At 57.5% G+C, this 17,747-nt stretch carries 16 protein-coding genes and 1 tRNA gene; 9 read left to right on the forward strand and 8 right to left on the reverse strand.

What is annotated here, in order from left to right:
• Positions 1-240: 240 nt before the first annotated feature.
• Positions 241-855: a protein-methionine-sulfoxide reductase heme-binding subunit MsrQ gene (msrQ, locus tag AC2FFA_RS21335; RefSeq protein WP_496853161.1), complete on the reverse strand. Its 615-nt coding sequence runs from the start codon at positions 853-855 to the stop codon at positions 241-243.
• A 4-nt stretch (positions 856-859) separates the two neighbouring features.
• Positions 860-1,762: a protein-methionine-sulfoxide reductase catalytic subunit MsrP gene (msrP, locus tag AC2FFA_RS21340; RefSeq protein WP_117870693.1), complete on the reverse strand. Its 903-nt coding sequence runs from the start codon at positions 1,760-1,762 to the stop codon at positions 860-862.
• Between the two features lie 330 nt (positions 1,763-2,092).
• Between msrP and AC2FFA_RS21345 the strand changes: the two genes are divergently transcribed.
• Both AC2FFA_RS21345 and AC2FFA_RS21350 read left to right on the forward strand, forming a co-directional pair.
• Positions 2,093-2,908 (forward strand): cyclase family protein, encoded by an 816-nt coding sequence (locus AC2FFA_RS21345; RefSeq protein WP_496853162.1) that lies wholly within the window; start codon positions 2,093-2,095, stop codon positions 2,906-2,908.
• A gap of 120 nt (positions 2,909-3,028) precedes the next feature.
• A complete protein-coding gene (locus AC2FFA_RS21350; protein WP_496853163.1) occupies positions 3,029-3,565 on the forward strand; it encodes a hypothetical protein in 537 nt (178 codons plus the stop codon).
• 47 nt (positions 3,566-3,612) lie between these two features.
• On the opposite strand, the gene clpB is transcribed toward AC2FFA_RS21350, so the two are convergent.
• From clpB to AC2FFA_RS21365, 3 genes are all read right to left on the reverse strand, one after another.
• A complete protein-coding gene (clpB, locus tag AC2FFA_RS21355) occupies positions 3,613-6,231 on the reverse strand; it encodes an ATP-dependent chaperone ClpB (RefSeq protein WP_496853164.1) in 2,619 nt (872 codons plus the stop codon).
• A 126-nt stretch (positions 6,232-6,357) separates the two neighbouring features.
• On the reverse strand, positions 6,358-6,675 hold the full coding sequence (locus AC2FFA_RS21360; RefSeq protein ID WP_496853165.1) for a hypothetical protein: 318 nt from the start codon (positions 6,673-6,675) through the stop codon (positions 6,358-6,360).
• Positions 6,676-6,778: 103 nt separating this feature from the next.
• On the reverse strand, positions 6,779-7,669 hold the full coding sequence (locus AC2FFA_RS21365) for a tetratricopeptide repeat protein (RefSeq protein ID WP_496853166.1): 891 nt from the start codon (positions 7,667-7,669) through the stop codon (positions 6,779-6,781).
• Between the two features lie 441 nt (positions 7,670-8,110).
• Between AC2FFA_RS21365 and pyrF the strand changes: the two genes are divergently transcribed.
• A complete protein-coding gene (pyrF, locus tag AC2FFA_RS21370) occupies positions 8,111-8,821 on the forward strand; it encodes an orotidine-5'-phosphate decarboxylase (RefSeq protein WP_496853167.1) in 711 nt (236 codons plus the stop codon).
• Between the two features lie 341 nt (positions 8,822-9,162).
• Positions 9,163-10,416 (forward strand): DNA polymerase IV, encoded by a 1,254-nt coding sequence (locus tag AC2FFA_RS21375; RefSeq protein ID WP_496677055.1) that lies wholly within the window; start codon positions 9,163-9,165, stop codon positions 10,414-10,416.
• A 2-nt stretch (positions 10,417-10,418) separates the two neighbouring features.
• On the opposite strand, the gene AC2FFA_RS21380 is transcribed toward AC2FFA_RS21375, so the two are convergent.
• Positions 10,419-11,279, reverse strand: coding sequence for an N-formylglutamate amidohydrolase (locus AC2FFA_RS21380; RefSeq protein ID WP_496720641.1), 861 nt, complete (start codon positions 11,277-11,279; stop codon positions 10,419-10,421).
• 148 nt (positions 11,280-11,427) lie between these two features.
• Between AC2FFA_RS21380 and AC2FFA_RS21385 the strand changes: the two genes are divergently transcribed.
• Positions 11,428-11,502, forward strand: a tRNA-Val gene (locus AC2FFA_RS21385).
• A 90-nt stretch (positions 11,503-11,592) separates the two neighbouring features.
• Positions 11,593-11,718, forward strand: coding sequence for a type B 50S ribosomal protein L36 (gene ykgO, locus AC2FFA_RS21390; RefSeq protein ID WP_008755722.1), 126 nt, complete (start codon positions 11,593-11,595; stop codon positions 11,716-11,718).
• A gap of 18 nt (positions 11,719-11,736) precedes the next feature.
• On the opposite strand, the gene AC2FFA_RS21395 is transcribed toward ykgO, so the two are convergent.
• On the reverse strand, positions 11,737-12,189 hold the full coding sequence (locus tag AC2FFA_RS21395; RefSeq protein ID WP_496853168.1) for a hypothetical protein: 453 nt from the start codon (positions 12,187-12,189) through the stop codon (positions 11,737-11,739).
• Positions 12,190-12,431: 242 nt separating this feature from the next.
• Between AC2FFA_RS21395 and AC2FFA_RS21400 the strand changes: the two genes are divergently transcribed.
• The 3 genes from AC2FFA_RS21400 to AC2FFA_RS21410 all read left to right on the forward strand — a co-directional run bounded on the left by AC2FFA_RS21400 (position 12,432) and on the right by AC2FFA_RS21410 (position 14,639).
• Positions 12,432-13,448: a Fe(3+) ABC transporter substrate-binding protein gene (locus AC2FFA_RS21400; protein WP_299902004.1), complete on the forward strand. Its 1,017-nt coding sequence runs from the start codon at positions 12,432-12,434 to the stop codon at positions 13,446-13,448.
• A gap of 118 nt (positions 13,449-13,566) precedes the next feature.
• A complete protein-coding gene (locus AC2FFA_RS21405; RefSeq protein ID WP_496685995.1) occupies positions 13,567-14,121 on the forward strand; it encodes a helix-turn-helix domain-containing protein in 555 nt (184 codons plus the stop codon).
• Entirely contained in the window at positions 14,118-14,639 is a 522-nt protein-coding gene (locus AC2FFA_RS21410; RefSeq protein ID WP_496853169.1) for a GNAT family N-acetyltransferase, read from the forward strand. The genes AC2FFA_RS21405 and AC2FFA_RS21410 overlap by 4 nt, the downstream gene beginning before the upstream one ends.
• A gap of 207 nt (positions 14,640-14,846) precedes the next feature.
• On the opposite strand, the gene AC2FFA_RS21415 is transcribed toward AC2FFA_RS21410, so the two are convergent.
• A complete protein-coding gene (locus tag AC2FFA_RS21415; protein WP_496853170.1) occupies positions 14,847-17,639 on the reverse strand; it encodes a bifunctional aconitate hydratase 2/2-methylisocitrate dehydratase in 2,793 nt (930 codons plus the stop codon).
• Between the last annotated feature and the right edge of the window lie 108 nt (positions 17,640-17,747).

The following is a 17,747-nucleotide window of genomic DNA, read 5'->3' on the forward strand; positions in this document are numbered from 1 at the left end:
CAGCCCGTCAGCACCGCCTCAGCAGCGCCGGTGAAGGGGGTTCTAAGTATAACCCGACAAAGCCGCAAGTGGAAAATTCACAAAAACAAAAGAAATTCTCATAAAGATAATTTATCAATTTATTACAGAAACTTAAGAACATTTCATCAGGCGCGTCGCCGCCGAAATTCAAGAAAATGCAGGTCGGAATTCGCGGCTCAACGCGTTATGTACATGATTACCCACAGACTCACCTCCGAGTCAGGCGGAATCTGCCCTGTTGGACCACAAAGACAGGATTGGAATCGGAAGACGCAGGGCAAGCAGGGCGATGATGGTTGCCAGATAAGCAAGCGGCTCGATCTGAAATCCTTTTGCCAGCATGACGTAATGCACGCCCCCCAACAGCGCAGCCGCGTACACAAGGCAGTGCAGCTTGCGCCAGCGTGATCCCAGTCGGCGCACCGACCAATTATTGGACGTCAACGCCAACGGAAGCAGGAGAAGGAACGCCCCCATGCCGACCGTTATGTACGGGCGCTTGAGGATATCCGCCCAGATCTGGCTGGGAAGCTGCACATCCAGAACCAGCCACACAAGAAGATGCAACGCGACGTATACAAAAGTGAGCACTCCGATCGCTCGGCGATACTTCATCAGGTTCAAACCGACATGCCGGCGCAGAGGCGTGACGGCCAGACCGGCAATCAGCAACTGCAGGGCCAGTTCACCATATCTATGCTCCAACGCCTCAATCGGTTCGACCCCCAGACTACCGGTAAGGCCAAGATAAAACAGCCAGGGCGCAGGCAACGCCCCCAGCAGATATATCGCCCATACCGGAATACGGCGGAGTGTCTGGTTAATCGACTGCATGATTCTAATAGTTCTTGGCCAAATCCATGCCCTCGTAAAGACTGGCGACCTCTTCTTCATACCCGTTGAACATCAGGGTCGGCTTACGTGACGCGAAAAGCCCGCCCCCGATCTCGCGTTCGGAAGCCTGAGACCAACGTGGATGGTCCACATTCGGGTTCACATTACTATAGAACCCGTATTCGCGCGGATTGGACATGTTCCAGCTGGTGGGCGGTTCCTCCTCGGTCAGAGTGATCCGAACGATCGACTTGATCGATTTGAAGCCATATTTCCACGGAACGACCAAACGCAAAGGCGCGCCGTTCTGGTTGGGAATCGGTCGGTCGTAGATTCCGGTTGCCATGATTGTCAGAGGGTGCATCGCCTCGTCCAGGCGCAAGCCCTCCCGGTACGGCCATTCGAGAATGGGAAACCGCGTTCCCGGCATCTCGTCTGGGCGATAGGCCGTTTCGAATGCCGCATATTTTGCACCCTCCTGCACACCTGCCAGGTTCAGAAGGTCAGCCAGCTCGAAGCCGTTCCATGGAACGACCATCGACCACGCTTCTACACAGCGGAAGCGATAGATCCGTTCCTCGATCGTCATCTCGGACAGGATACTGTGGAAATCATAGTCGCCCGGGCGGTCAACCAGACCGTCGATCTGCACGCTCCAGGGTTCGGTCACCAGCGTGTGAGCATATTTTGCCGGGTCATCTTTTCCGGTCCCGAACTCATAGTAGTTGTTGTACGTGGTGATCTCTTCCCAGGTGTTCGGCTCCAACCCATCCTGTGCTGCCGCCGGTTTGGCCATCGCAGTCAGGCCGACACCTGCCAGCCCGGCCATAACCTGCCTCCGGTTGAGAAACGCCGCCCGGGGGGTGACGTCGGCATGTGTCAAAGTGTTGGTCCAGCGATGCGCCATATGGGTCTCCGTCATGTGCAACAGTCAGTGTTGACGTAGTGTGCTGATAGCACAGAGCCACAGAAACAGGCGTAACGATTGAGCGAAGTGATTGTAACGTTCCGGTGTGGCCGGACCTTCGGGGAACGGTGTCAGCAACGAAAACCATAGACGTGAGAACCTTTAGCGCCCGGCAGAAAACCGGGTTTTTCTTGGATTACAATCAAAACACGGGCACAAAACTTTACAACTGCTGACGCAAAGCTGCACTCTGTCATACGGGCGCCACGCCAAGCCGAACGCGAGGCAAGGCTGCGGTTGCAGCCTTTTGGCCGCAATGGGAGGAAGAAAATGTGTGATATTTGTGTAATGAATGCCGTCAAAGACAAGATGCTGTCTCGTCGCGGATTCTTCAAAGCTGCTGCCGCTTCGGGTGTTGCAGCAGCCGCAACCGGGGCCGCCGCGCCCGCAGCATTGGCGGCTGGGCATGGCGGTGTCGAGGATATGACCCACACGCTGAGCCCGAATTTCCCGACATGGGGCGGCGAGCCCGGCATCTCGGCCGAGCAAGCTTTCAACTTTTCTGATCACGGCTTCAATCTGTTCAACCTGTCAATCAACGAACATACGGGTACGCATATCGATGCACCGCTTCACTTCTCGGCGGATGGGACATCAGTTGACGAAATCCCTGTCACGGATCTGGTCGCCTCCTTGTGCGTCGTGGACATCGCTGCCCGAGCTGCCGAGGATGCTGACACGCGCGTCACCCCGGATGATCTGAAAGCCTGGATTGCGGCCAATGGTGATATCCCTGTTGGAGCCTGCGTGGCGATGCATTCCGGATGGGCAGGCAAAACCGCCACGGATGAGTTCCGCAATTTCGACGGCGAAGCGCAGCATTACCCGGGCTTCCACGTTGAAGCAGCGCAGATGCTGATGGAGGAGACCGGAGCACGATCAATTGCCGTTGATACCCTGTCCCTGGATCACGGCATGTCCGCAGATTTCGCGACGCATTACGCGTGGTTGCCGTCAGGCCGATTCGGGATCGAATGCCTGGCTGGGTTGGATCGCGTGCCTGCGTCTGGGGCAACGCTGGTGGTCGGCGCGCCCAAGCACCAAGGCGGCACCGGCGGGCCGGCCCGGATCTTTGCGTTGATCTGACAAATTCCCGGGCGGCTGACCAACGCCCGCCCGGCCATCTTTCCGGCAGGGCCAAATTTCCGCCACAGTTGCAAACCAAGACTTTGTGCTTTCTTGAACTGTTCGGGACACCCTGCCTCCATGTTGCTCAGACCACTGGTTATTTCTCTGTCTTTACTGTGCGGATCGGCATTGGCTGATGTGCAATCCTGCAAAAAGCTGTTTGAGCGCGCGTCGCAGGTCCTGAGCGATCTGAACCAGGCCGGGTCTGAAGTTTATGAAGACAGCCACCCGGGCCTTGGCTATTCCGCCACATTTGCAGACCCATCCTCCAAGATCACAGTTTTCTTCTATGACCACCAACAAGGGGTCGTCTCATCCGAAATGGCCCTTGAAAGCTTTAAACAAGCCGCACGCGATATCGCTGCAATAGCTGCGCGGCGCGGTGCTGAACTCGGCGAAATCAACGCCTATCAGTTGCGTGATCCGTCGCAGGTGTTGCCATTTCGGGCCGAGGCCAAAGCATCAGATGGCCTGTCCGAGTTTCTGGCGGTTGGCGTCGTGGACAATTGTATTATGAAGCTTAGGTTTACAGCCCAGTTTCCATTGGAGGAAGCGCAGGTCTGGATGAAAGCGCTCAACGAGTATCTGAACAAAGGCTATGGAAAGCCGACATGAAAAAAGGCCCGCCTTTAAGGCGGGCCTTTCCAGTTTCCGGTGTCAGATCAATGCACCACAGCATCATCCGGGCGGGGTCGTTTTGAATTTCCCAACCGGTCAACGATGATCAGACCATCGGTCCCAACGGTCACAGGAACAGTCTCGCCGTCCTTGATCTCACCGGCCAGCAGAGCTTCTGCCAACGGGTTCTGCAAGGCGCGCTGGATGACGCGTTTCAGCGGGCGGGCACCGAAGACCGGGTCATAGCCTTCGTTTGCCAACCACTCCTTGGCGGCATCGTCCAGTACCAAGTCGATCTTGCGCGCGGCCAGGCGTTTAAGAAGACGACCCAGCTGGATGTCAACAATCGCAGCCATATCCGACCGTTTCAGCCGGTCGAAGATGATGGTTTCGTCCAGACGGTTCAGGAATTCGGGCCGGAAATGGGCTCTTACGGCATCCATCACGTCATGCTTGGCCTGCGCACTATCGGCACCCTCAGGCAATTGGCTGAGTGCCTGGCTACCAAGGTTCGAGGTCAGAATGATCAGCGTCTGCTTGAAATCAACCGTACGACCCTGACCGTCGGTCAGGACACCGTCATCCAGCACCTGCAACAGCACGTTGAACACGTCCGGATGAGCCTTTTCGACCTCGTCGAACAGGACAACCTGATACGGCCTGCGCCGGACTGCTTCGGTCAGAACGCCGCCTTCGTCATAGCCGACATAACCCGGCGGGGCACCGATCAGACGGGCAACGGCGTGTTTCTCCATGAATTCCGACATGTCGACCCGCACCATAGCGTTTTCATCGTCGAACAGATACTCGGCGACGGCTTTGGTCAGCTCGGTCTTACCGACACCGGTTGGCCCAAGGAACAGGAACGAACCCAGCGGCCGCCCTTCGTCATTCAAACCGGCACGGGCCCGGCGCACGGCGTTGGCCACAGCTGTAACGGCCTCGTCCTGGCCGACCACGCGGGCGTGCAGCGCTTCTTCCATACGCAGCAGCTTGTCGCGCTCGCCTTCCAGCATCTTCGAGGTCGGGATACCCGTCCAGCGTTCTACGACGGCTGCGATCTGTTCAGGGCGCACCGTTTCCTTGGCCGTGACCGCGTTGCTTTCCTGGCTTTCAGCCTCGGCCAGCTTGCGCTCCAACTCGGGGATGACGCCATAAGACAGCTCACCGGCCTTGGCCAGATTGCCTTCACGCTTGGCGATCTCCAGATCGGCCCGCGCCTTGTCGAGCTGTTCCTTCAGATCACGGGCGCTGGCCAGTTTGTCCCGCTCGGCCTGCCACTGAGCGGTCATCTCGGCGGATTTCTCCTTGAGGTCGGCCAATTCCTTTTGCAACGTTTCAAGCCGATCCTTGGAGGCCGCGTCATCTTCAAGTTTCAACGCTTCTTCCTCGATCTGCAACTGCAGGATCTGACGATCCAACTGGTCCAGTTCTTCAGGCTTGCTGTCCACTTCCATGCGCAGACGCGCGGCGGCCTCGTCGACGAGGTCGATAGCCTTGTCCGGCAGGAAGCGGTCGGTGATGTACCGATGCGACAGGGTCGCGGCCGATACCAACGCCGAATCCGAAATACGGACTCCGTGGTGCAGCTCGTACTTTTCCTTGATACCGCGAAGGATGCTGATCGTATCCTCGACCGTCGGCTCCTGCACTATCACGGGCTGGAACCGCCGCGCGAGGGCCGCATCTTTTTCGACGTATTTACGGTACTCGTCCAACGTGGTCGCACCGATACAATGCAGCTCACCCCGAGCAAGCGCAGGCTTGATCAGGTTGGCAGCATCCATGGCACCATCCGATTTGCCCGCGCCAACCAGCGTGTGCATCTCGTCGATGAACAAAATGATCTCACCTGCGGCCTCGGTGACCTCGGTCAAAACGGCCTTGAGGCGTTCTTCGAATTCCCCACGGTACTTCGCACCTGCGATCAGCGCGCCCATGTCGAGCGCAAGCAGTTTCTTGTCCTTCAGCGATTCCGGCACGTCTCCGTTGACGATGCGCAGGGCCATGCCCTCGGCAATCGCGGTTTTACCGACGCCGGGTTCACCGATCAGAACCGGGTTGTTTTTGGTGCGGCGCGACAGGACCTGCATCGCGCGGCGGATTTCCTCATCCCGCCCGATGATCGGGTCGATCTTGCCCTCGCGCGCGGCCTCGGTCAGGTCGCGGGCATATTTTTTGAGTGCATCATAGCCCTCTTCCGCCGATGCGGTGTCAGCAGTGCGACCTTTGCGGATGTCGTTGATGGCTTCATTGAGTTTTTGCGCAGATACGGCACCGGCTTCCAGCGCCTCTTTGGCTTTGGATTTGACCATGCACAGCGCCATCAACACGCGTTCGACAGGCACAAAGCTGTCGCCCGCTTTGGTGGCGATTTTCTCGGCCTCGTCCAGAACCTTGGCAGTCTGGCCGTCCATGTAAATCTGGCTCGCATCGCCGCTGACTTTCGGGATCTTGCCCATTGCAGCGTCGAGCGCCTCAACCACGCGGTCCGGCGCGCCGCCCGCGCGCGTGATCAGATTGCTCGCCAGCCCCTGATCGTCATCCATCAATGCCTTGAGTATATGTGTGGGCTCCAGCCTCTGGTGCCCCTCGCGCAGCGCAATGGTCTGCGCCGCCTGCACGAACCCCCGTGCCCGTTCGGTGAACTTGTTCAAGTCCATGGTATTCTCCTTTTCCAAGCGCCCGGTGGATTTGCGCCCGCTTGGCAGCACGCAGTGGTCCGGGCCTTGTCCTCAATCTGGGAAATATCCCCACCGCTTCAAGAGGCTGGAGAGTGAAAAAAGCCGTCAGCCGCGCGAAATTGTATAGACTGTGTAACCTCCGGTTTCGGCCACCTGCTGGGCATCGTACATCTCGACCAGAGTCTGCGCGGCGGCGCTGCCTGTGGGGCAGGATACAAGATCGGCGGTGTGGTCAAGGAAATTGCCTGTAAAGGCGGTTTCGCCGGTCAACTGGCACCAGTCATCCTCGGACCGATAACCGCGGACGAGGTAAAGGTCGTCATTGGTGGGGGCCGGGGCGGCACCGGTTTCGGGTGCGCTCGGCGGCGTGTCGGTGCAGGCCGCTATGGCCGCTGCCGCAGCCAGCGGAATGAAGTGCTTCATGGTCTGTCCCTTTGGTGCAATTCCGTTTCTGAACGGCCGCACCATAGCACAGTTGAGACAGTGCGGGGAAACCACGTCCCCCGGACTCAGGTCTCAATCGCCTTCAATCTGCCGGATCAGTTGTTGCGCCACGTCGTCCCCCTGCCCGGCCGCGAGGCGACAAAACTTCAACGCCCCCGCGACATCGCCGGATTCGCACAGCAACCGGCCGAACTTGCGCCGCGACTTCAATATCGCCGAGTTTCGCAGCCCTGACCCAGAAAACAAAGGCTGCTTGGGTGTCCTGAGGCACGCCGTCCCGCCCGTGATAGGTCAGAGAACCAAGGTTGTGCAGTGCGACGACATCGTCCTGCTCGGCGGCCTGGAAATAATAGCCCAGCGCCTGTTCGATGTCTTTTACATGTCCGTTCTCGCCGGTCTCGTAGAATAAGCCCAGATGCGCCGCAGCATCGGCGCTGCCGTTACGGGCCGCCATCTTCAGATAGTCGACCGCACGCTGCATGTCGCGCGTGACATGCGTTCCGTCGCGATAGAATGTGCCGAGGCGCAGCAGAGACGGCTCATACCCGAGGAACGCGGCCTTTTGATAATAGTACAGCGCCTTGTCGATGTCGCGCGCCACACCGTCCTCGTTCTCGTAGCCATACGCAACGTTATGCATCCCCATCGACAGACCGGATTCGGCGGCCGCCATGTACAAGGCAAACACGGTTTCGTCGTCCTCGGGAACGATCTCGCCATCGTTATAGAGCGTGGTCAGCGTGTTCATCGCCAGCCCGCTGCCCTCCATCGCGGCCAGTTCCGAAAACTCGAGCGCCATTTCCAGCCTGCCGCCCTTCACCAGCGAGCGGCCAAACGCCGCCACGACCTCAGCGTTGACATCCTGGTCTTTCAGCAGGAGATCGGCGCAGATCGCCATCGCGTTCTCGGCGTCCATGTCGACCCATTTTACCCCGTCGAAATAGGGCGACTGGCCCGGAGCGGCGGCAGCCATCAGGCAGTCGTACTCTCCGTCCGAATAGTCGGGGTCCTGCGGTGGATCGTCGGAGGCGGTTTCCGGCCGAGGGCGAAGGTCGGAGACCCGCAGGCACCGTTGCGGTCCCTTGGGGCGTCAGCCTTTGCCGGCGCGGGAGCGTCACCCATCAGCCCCGCCAGCAGATTGCGCGCCAGTTGGGCATAGATCGGGCAGTCGGCGTAGATCTGTGCAAATTCTCGATGGCCGTCGCTGACCCGCTGTCCTTGACGTCTGCCCAGACCAGTCGGGCCTCGTCGCAATCCGTCGCACCGGCCCAGACCGCGCCCGCCCCGGCCAAAATGCCGCTGAGGCCACCACACCCAACCGTATCATCCCGAATTCTCCTGCGTCTTTTCTTGTCTCAATGCGCCAGACGCTCTACAGAAGCGCCGATCCCGCCAAGCCTGAAAGGTCGAAACAATGCCCCAAACCGCCGATGACCGCCTGATCGTAGCCCTCGATGTCCCCAACGCACTGGAGGGGTTGAAGCTGGCCGAGACGCTGGGCGACGTCGTTTCGTTCTACAAGATCGGCCTGGGCATGCTGACCGGCGGCGGGCTGGCCTTGGCCAATGAGCTGAAGCAGGAACACGGCAAGCGAATCTTTCTGGACATGAAGCTGTTCGACATCGGCAACACGGTGGAAAACGCGGTGCGGGGGCTGGCGCAGTTCGATCTGGATTTCCTGACCGTGCATGGTGACCCGCACGTGGTGCGCGCCGCCAAGGAAGGGGCGGCGGGTAAGGATCTGAAGATCCTGGCGGTGACCATCCTGACCTCGCTGAACCGCGACGATCTGGATGCGGGCTTGATGAAGACCGGAGCCGTGCAGGACATGGTGGTGGAACGCGCCGCCCGCGCCTTTGAGGCCGGAGCCGACGGCGTGATCGCAAGCCCGCAGGAGGCCGCCCTGATCCGCGCCTTGCCCCAGGCAAGGGGCCGACTGATCGTAACCCCCGGCGTGCGTCCGGCAGGCGCGGCACTGGGAGATCAAAAACGTGTGGCCACACCAGCCAGCGCCATCCAGGACGGAGCGGATCATATCGTTGTTGGCCGTCCCATTTATCAGGCGAATGACCCAAAATCCGCAGCCGCAGCCGTTTTGACCGAGCTAAGTTCTCTGAAAACGTGATGACCGGAATCATCGTTTCAGCCGGTATTCGTACTGAAAAAACCGCCGCAACAGGTTGACCTTACGTCAATTTTTGACGAATCCGCGCCAAATCGTCCCTGTGCCAGAAAACACACATTCAGAAAGTGAGTTTTTCCAAAGCAACCTTCACTCTATCTCCGTAGGGAAATCTTGGCGATTCTTAAAGGGATTAACTCCCCAACGAACCTTTTCTTCCTGAGGTTCGTTACTTCCCCCCGCGATGCTGCGGGGGGTTTTCTTTTATCTGAATGATCTTTGATCGATATCACTGCATGATATAAAGAACTCCCAAGCCAACTGCGGAACACACGAGGACGCAGATGCCCGGTCTTTGCCGAGATTGCCTGACCCTTTTGACAAACGAACGGCGCTGCACGGGCTGCGGTAGCCCCAGGGTAAAGTCACACCCCGAACTCCTTGACCTGACCATCGCTCATATGGATTGCGATGCCTTTTATGCTTCGGTGGAAAAGCGGGACAATCCGGAACTGGCAGACAAACCTGTCATCATCGGCGGCGGCAAACGCGGCGTTGTTTCCACGGCATGCTACGTGGCCCGAATTCGGGGTGTACGATCCGCCATGCCCATGTTCAAAGCGCTGCAACTGTGCCCTGATGCCGTCGTGATCAAACCACGCATGTCTGTGTATGCCCAGGTGTCACGCGACATCCGAGCCATGATGGATGAACTGACGCCAGTGGTCGAACCTCTGTCCCTGGACGAAGCCTTCATGGACTTGTCCGGCACCCAACGCCTGCACGGGGCACCTCCTGCCGCCATGTTGGCGCGCCTCGTCAAACGCATGAAAGATGAACTGGGTGTGACCGGATCTATCGGGCTGAGTCACAACAAGTTCCTGGCCAAGGTTGCCTCGGACCTCGATAAGCCCCGCGGGTTTTCGGTGATTGGCAAGGCCGAGACGGCAGAGTTTTTGAATGACAAACCCGTACGGTTGATCTGGGGCATTGGCCCCGCTGCGCAGGAATCACTGGACCGTGCGGGGATTCGAACCTTCAACGACCTGCTGCGTTGGGATCAGGAGGCTTTGACTGCGCGTTTCGGCTCGATGGGGTATCGCCTGTGGCATTTGGCACGGGGTCAAGACAAACGACGCGTTTCAACTCATGAGCCGATGAAATCGATCAGCAATGAGACCACATTTTTCGAGGACACCGCCAATATTGACGTTCTGGACGGGCATTTGTGGCGCATGGCCCTGAAGGTCTCGGACCGGGCCAAGGCCAAGGATCTAGCTGGCCGGGTCGTTACGCTGAAGCTGAAGAAAGCCAATCATAAGATTCTGACACGGCGCGTGTCGTTGCGGGACGCGACGCAGATCGCAGACCGGATTTATCGCACGGCAAGGGGGCTTTTTGATCAGGTGGGGGATCAGGGGCCGTACCGCCTGTTGGGGTGTGGTCTGTCTGACCTGTGCCCGGCGGATCTGGCCGACATTTCCGGCGACCTGCTTGATCCCGGCGCCGTCCGCAGATCGCGGGCCGAGCGGGCCACCGACGAAATCCGTCAGAGATTCGGCGCAGACGCAATCGTGAAGGGCCGCGCTTTGCGCTAGGCTCATTCCGCAGCCAGACGGACCGGCTTGGAACCGATGCTGCATATCTCGCGAACCACTTGCCGGAGGAGTTTCGAAAACGTCATGAAATTGGCGTTCGGCGCAATCTTCTCTTCGTTCATATACAGGGCGCGGTCAATTTCGATCTGAATCGCGTGTTGCTGGCGGGTGGGGCGGCCATATGTCTGCGTTACATAGGCCCCGGCAAACGGGGCATTGCGCGCCACATTCAGTCCTGCCGCAGAAAACGCCGATTCGATGAAGTCCACAATCTCGGACGAGGCCGAAGCACCGAACCGATCACCCAGCACGATTTCGGGCCGTTTGTTTCGGGTCGTACCAGCCATGGACACCGCCTCATGCGGCATCGAGTGGCAATCCACCAGAATGGCCTGCCCGAACTTCTCATGCGATTCGGCCAACAAGGACTTCAATCGTGCATGATAAGGACGCCAATAGGTATCTAAGCGCAGCCGTGCTTCGTCCATGGTCAGCTTGCCGCTGTAAATTGCTCGTCCATTGGCCACGACGCGGGGAATCACGCCTAACCCCGATGCGACCCTTGGGTTATGCCCGTGCCTGCGGGCGCCGCTGATCAACGCCGGGTCCAATTCGTCCAGACTGCGATTCAGGTCCAGATAAGCGCGCGGCATGGTTGCTTTGATCAAAGGCGCGCCACTCTCGGCTGCTGCCGCAAACAATTGATCGACAAATGCGTCTTCCGAGGACCGAATCACGCTTTGGTTCAGAACGGACCGCTTCAGAAACGCTTCGGGATAGTCCCGCCCGCTATGTGGGGATGAAAAAACCACACATGAACTGCGGTTTTCCGGCATATCCAATACAAAGGCTGCGTTCTGCATGATCCCTCCCTCTTCGCAATCAACATAGACCGGAAAATAGTTCTTCCAAACCCCTTGAACCCCTTTGCGACTCCTTTTATAGACCCCGCTACCGGCGCGGGGTTCCGCGCCCCATTTCGTTATGGGGCAGGGCACGCAAAGGGAAAGTGGGCGGTTAGCTCAGCGGTAGAGCACTTCGTTGACATCGAAGGGGTCACAAGTTCGATCCTTGTACCGCCCACCATGATTTCACTGTTCCGGATATCCGGGACACCCGAGTAACCCAGGCGCTGGCCACGTCCTTGATGAAGGCGCCGCAGATTGGAGACAGACCATGAAGGTCAAGAACTCGCTCCGCTCGCTCAAGAACCGGCACCGTGACTGCCGTATTGTGCGTCGCAAAGGCCGCGTCTACGTTATCAACAAGACGCAGCGCAAGTTCAAAGCTCGTCAGGGCTGAGAACGGCGAAACACCGCTTTAAAGAGCCGCGCCTTCGGGCGCGGTTTTTTGTGTTATCTCGACCCCGCGGCGCCGTCTGAGAACCATCCGCACCATCCATGGAATGGAACAGACCGCCATCGCGGCGGGAACTGAATCGAACAGGGCGAATCCTGTCTTTATCGGCCAGCCGACACCCAACCGTTCGGGGGAAAAGACCACGCGCTCCGCCTGGTCTCGCAAATGTGGCGCGACACCGCGCATCCGCTCATCGGTCGTAAAACCGTCAAGATCGACCCCCATTGCAAACAACTCCAGACCAAGCGCGTAGTCGCGCCACCACGAAAACAGGATGGTCAGACCGACGACGACCACGAAGCTCCAGGTGAACCCGGACGGAAAATCGGGCTGCCTTACGCAAAGCCAGACCGGTCCCGCGACCAGCCCGAGAAGCAACAGCAGCGTCACGGCATCCAGCAACACCTCGACCATTTCGACAGCCCTCCCGCCATTTGCACCGAGCCCACCTGACACCTGAGCACTTGCCGGTGTCCGGCGGCGGCCCTACCAACTGATCCCGACATGGTTAACAAATGAAAAAGCCCCAGTAAGCGGTGCGACATTATTTGACCAAGTAAATTTGTCAGTTTTTCTTGCATCCCGCCGAGAATCGTATAATTGAGCAAATCAGTCGGGTTATCGACCGACGCGAAATTCAATTGTTGGGGCAAACTATGCTGAAATCCACAACCTGCCTGGCCGCCGCTCTGTCGGCATTGATCGCAACATCCGCCGCGGCTGAAGGCGAGCTGAACCTTTATTCGTCGCGCCACTATGACACCGACGAACGTCTGTACACGGACTTCGAAGATGCGACTGGTATCAAGATCAACCGGATCGAAGGCAAGGCAGACGAGTTGATCGCGCGCATGGAAGCAGAAGGCGCGAACTCTCCTGCCGACGTTATGCTGACCGTCGACACTTCTCGTCTGGCGCGTGCCAAAGATGCGGGCATTCTGCAAGTAATCGACAGCGAAACCATGGAAGAGCGCATCCCCGCCAACCTTCAGGACGAAGACAACCAGTGGTTCGGCTTCTCACAGCGCGGTCGGATCATCTTTTACAACAAAGAAAACGTCACCAACCCGCCAGCCACTTACGCAGACCTGGCCAAGCCGGAGTACAAGGACCTGATCTGCATCCGGTCCTCGACCAACACCTACAACCAGACCCTGCTCGCCTCGATCATCACACATGAAGGCGCAGAAGCTGCAAAGTCCTGGGCGGAAGGCGTTGTCGCCAACATGGCGCGGGACCCGCAAGGGGGTGACACCGACCAGCTGCGTGGCATCGTTTCGGGCGAATGCGATATCGCTGTGTCGAACACTTACTACTATGCACGGGCCATCCGCAAAGACGTCAAAGGTCTTTCCTCTGACCTCGACATGATCGGCTGGGTCTTCCCCAATCAGGACAGCTATGGTGCGCATATGAACCTGTCGGGCGGTGGCGTCGCGGCGCATGCACCGAACAAGGAAAACGCAATCCTGTTCCTTGAGTATCTGGCAAGCGATCAGGCGCAGGAGTACTTTTCGGCAGGAAATGACGAATTCCCGGCAGTACAGAGCGTTGAGCTGGCAGATTCGGTAAAAGCACTGGGTGACTTCAAAGCTGACGACGTGAACCTGTCAGACGTCGCCAAGAACATCCCGGAAGCACAGAAAATCTTCAACGAAGTTGGCTGGAAATAATCCGCAGCATCGTCAGCGATTTACCAAGGGCGCGGAGTTTCCGCGTCCTTTCTCGTTTACAAATTCATATTTTTTTAATACTTTTCTCGCAATTGAAATTTTCTCTCCCTTTTGAGCCATGCTTGATAACCTTTCGAACCGCCTCGCCGCACGTCTGAACGAACTCCGCCACGGGCGCGGATGGTCGCTGGATCAACTGGCCGCTCACAGCGGAATCAGTCGGGCCACACTGTCCCGCATGGAGAAAGGAGAGGTCAGCCCCACCGCAGAGAATCTTGGCCGTCTCTGTGCCGCTTTTGACCTGCCAATGTCACGGCTTTTGATGATGGTCGAAGACAGCTTTGACCCCAAAGTGCCATTTGAACGCCAGACCGAATGGCGCGATCCCGCGACGGGCTTTACCCGCCGTTCAGTTTCACCCCCAGCAAACGGTCTGAATGCCGAGGTCGTGGAATGCCACCTGCCGCGTGACACGGTCATCACTTACGAGACGCCACCAAAATCAGGACAGGAACACCATCTGATCCTGATCGATGGCGCGCTGACACTGACTGTTGATGGAACGCCCCATGCGCTGAGCGCCGGAGATTGCCTGCGCTATCACCTGTCAGGCCCAACCCGGTTCGAAACCGGCGCATCTCGCGGTGCGCGTTATCTCTTGGTGCTGACATGATCTCGCGTCTGACCGATCTCGATTTCAGCGCGGCAGTTGATGATCTGGCGGAAATCCTCCACGCCTGTGTACATGACGGGGCCAGCATCGGCTTTGTCCTTCCGTTTACCTTGGACGATGCACGGAGGTACTGGTTGCAAAACGTTCAGCCTGGACTGAAATCCGGTGCATTGGAGGTGTTTGTCACCCATGACAATCGGAGCATTCAGGGCACGGTGCAACTGATCCCCGCGATTATGCCAAATCAGCCACACCGCGCTGATGTCGCAAAGCTTCTGGTACACCCGAACGCCAGACGGCGTGGTTTGGGCCGCGCCCTGATGGAAGCCCTCTTTCAACGAACAAAAGAGTTGGAGCGTACGATGCTGGTTCTTGATACGCGCAGTACCGATCCGTCTCGAATGCTCTATCTGGACCTTGGGTTTCAGATCGCAGGGGAAATTCCGAACTACTGCCGGAACCCGTTCGAAACCAAATTGGAACCCACAACTTACATGTATAAAGAGCTGTCAGCCTGACGCCGAACAGCGACCGTTTGACCGTGGGTCATGGATTTTTTCCGAGTGGTCCACGCGAAGTCGTGCGAATGGTCCGGGGGCATTCTCATGCCGCGCTTTTGGATTAGAGTCATCGCGGCACACGCTGCAACCAAGCCTGAACGCACCGAGATTCAATCACCCGGCCACCTGAAGGGGTGGCCGGGCAATCAATGAAGTACCTTGCGTTTAGAAATGCGCTGACTTCGTGCCTGCTGGCTTTTCCATCGGAGGCGCAAATTTGGTCAGGTCGATACCTTTCACGGCCGACTTGTATTCCTCGGCGGTCGGCATCCGGCCCAAAACAGCCGACAGCACCACCACCGGGGTCGATGCCAGAAGGGATTCGCCTTTCTTCTCCGACGCGTCCTCAACAACACGCCCCTGGAACAGACGTGTGGACGTGGCCAGGACAGTGTCGCCCTTTGCGGCTTTCTCCTGGTTGCCCATGCAAAGGTTACATCCCGGACGCTCCAGATACAGGATGTTCTCGTATTCCGTCCGCGCTTTGCTCTTTGGGAACAGATCGTCGAATTCAAAGCCTGAATACTTCTGAAGAATGCTCCACTCGCCTTCTTCTTTCAGCTCATCAATGATGTTGTAGGTCGGCGCTGCGACGACCAGCGGGGCCTTGAACTCTACTGTGCCCGTCTCCTGCTCGATGTTTTTCAGCATCTGCGAGACGATGACCAGATCGCCCTTGTGCACCATGCACGATCCAACAAATCCCAGATCGACCTTCTTTTCCCCCTTGTAGTGGGAAACCGGCCGGATCGTGTCATGGGTATAACGCTTGGATACATCCGCGTTGTTGACATCCGGGTCGGCAATCATGGGTTCGCTAATCTCATCCAGATCAACCACCAGCTCGGTAAAGTACTTGGCGTTCTCATCCGGTTTCAGGGCCGGCTTTTCACCCGACTTGATTTCCGCGATCCGCGCGTTGGCCTTGTCGATCAGACCTTGCAGTGTCCGGGCTTCGTTATCCATTCCTTTGTCGATCATGATCTGGATACGGTTTTTCGCAATTTCCAGAGATTCGATCAACGTGTCATCCGCAGAGATGCAGATCGATGCCTTGGCCTTCATTTCGGCTGTCCAGTCGGTGAAGGTGAATGCCTGATCCGCCAGCAACGTTCCGATATGAACTTCGATGATCCGGCCCTGGAACACGTTGTCACCGAATTTCTTGAGCATCTGCGCCTGGGTGGCGTGAACCACATCGCGGAAATCCATGTGATCCGCCATCTGGCCCTTGAAGGTCACCTTGACCGATTCCGGGATCGGCATGGTGGCTTCGCCAGTGGCCAGCGCCAGTGCAACAGTACCCGAATCCGCACCAAATGCGACGCCTTTGGACATACGTGTATGCGAGTCCCCACCGATGATGATTGCCCAGTCATCCACAGTGATGTCGTTCAAGACCTTGTGAATCACGTCTGTCATCGAGTGATAAACACCTTTAGGGTCACGCGCGGTGATCAGGCCGAAGTTGTTCATGAATTTCATCAATTTTGGGATATTTGCCTGCGCTTTGGAATCCCAAACCGAAGCAGTATGACAGCCAGACTGATAGGCACCGTCAACGGTGGGCGATATCAATGTCGCCGCCATCGCTTCCAGTTCCTGCGACGTCATCAGACCGGTGGTGTCCTGCGAACCGACGATGTTGACCTTCACCCGAACGTCCGAGCCCGCATGCAGAACTTTGCCGTCGGCCACGCCAACCGCGTTCTTGTTGAAAATCTTTTCAACCGCCGTCAGGCCCTGCCCTTCATGCGAGACCTCCTTGGACGGTGCGAAAGCGGATTTCAGCTCGATACCGAGCGTCTCGGCTGCGAATGTCTGGAGCTTTTTGCCAAAGACAATGGCATAAGATCCTCCGGCCTTTATGAATTCGATCTTTTGCGGCGTGAAGGACGATGACAGGTCGACAAGCTCTTTGTCGCCTTTGTCATTGTACAGCTTTTTGTCCTTGGTGTTGATGGTCAGCACCGTTCCGGTCTCGACGGAATATTTCTGCTCAAGGATTGGATTACCGTCATTGTTCAGGATCGGATTGCCGTCGGCATCCACTTTTTTGACCCAGTTCTTGAGATCGATGCCGATCCCACCGGTCACGCCGACGGTGGTCAGAAAGATCGGTGAAATCCCGTTTGTACCGGCAACAACCGGCGCGATGTTCACGAAAGGCACATAGGGGCTGGCTGGCTTTCCGGTCCACAATGCGACGTTGTTGACTCCGGACATGCGCGACGATCCAACGCCCATCGTCCCTTTTTCAGCCACCAGCATGACGCGTTTATCCGGATGCTGCTTTTGCAAGTTCTGAATCTCGGCCTGTGCTTCAGGTGAGATCATGCACTTGCCGTGCAATTCACGGTCCGACCGCGAATGCGCCTGATTGCCGGGCGACAGAAGGTCAGTCGAGATGTCCCCTTCAGCCGCCACATAGGTCACAACCTTGATTCCTTCTTCGATGTCGGGAAGCCGGATAAGGAACTCGGCCTTGGCATAGCTTTCCAGAATGTCCTTGGCGACGGCGTTCCCGGCCTCAAACGCCGCTTTCAAACGGTCCGTGTCTGCGTCGTACAGGAATACCTGTGTTTTCAGAACTGCCGCCGCCTTCTGCGCAATGTCTGCATCGTCGCCCAGCGCCAGATCAAGCAGAACCTCCACTGATGGGCCGCCCTTCATATGCGACAGCAATTCAAACGCGAAATCCTGCGAGATTTCTTCGACCATCGCGTCACCCAAGATGATCTCTTTCAGAAAGCGTGCCTTTTCACCTGCGGCACTGGTTGTGCCCGGCAGCGTGTTGTAGATTAGATGGTTCAGTGAATCGGCGCGATGCGCGTTATCCGCATCTTTGATCTGCCCGATGATTTCCTGCAAAAGGGCGCCGTCCTCGATGGGTTTGGGGTGCAGACCCTGTTCTTTGCGCGTTTCGATTTCGTTCAGGTATTCTGTGTAAAGGCTCATGAGGGTTCCGACCATTTAGCTGATGCACCGAGCCGACAAAAGGACCGGCACCTTATGTTTGTATGCGGCGGTATACCAAAACTTGCCGAGATGCAAGGTATCGATCTG

This window comes from Ruegeria sp. YTSB088 (assembly GCF_059609825.1).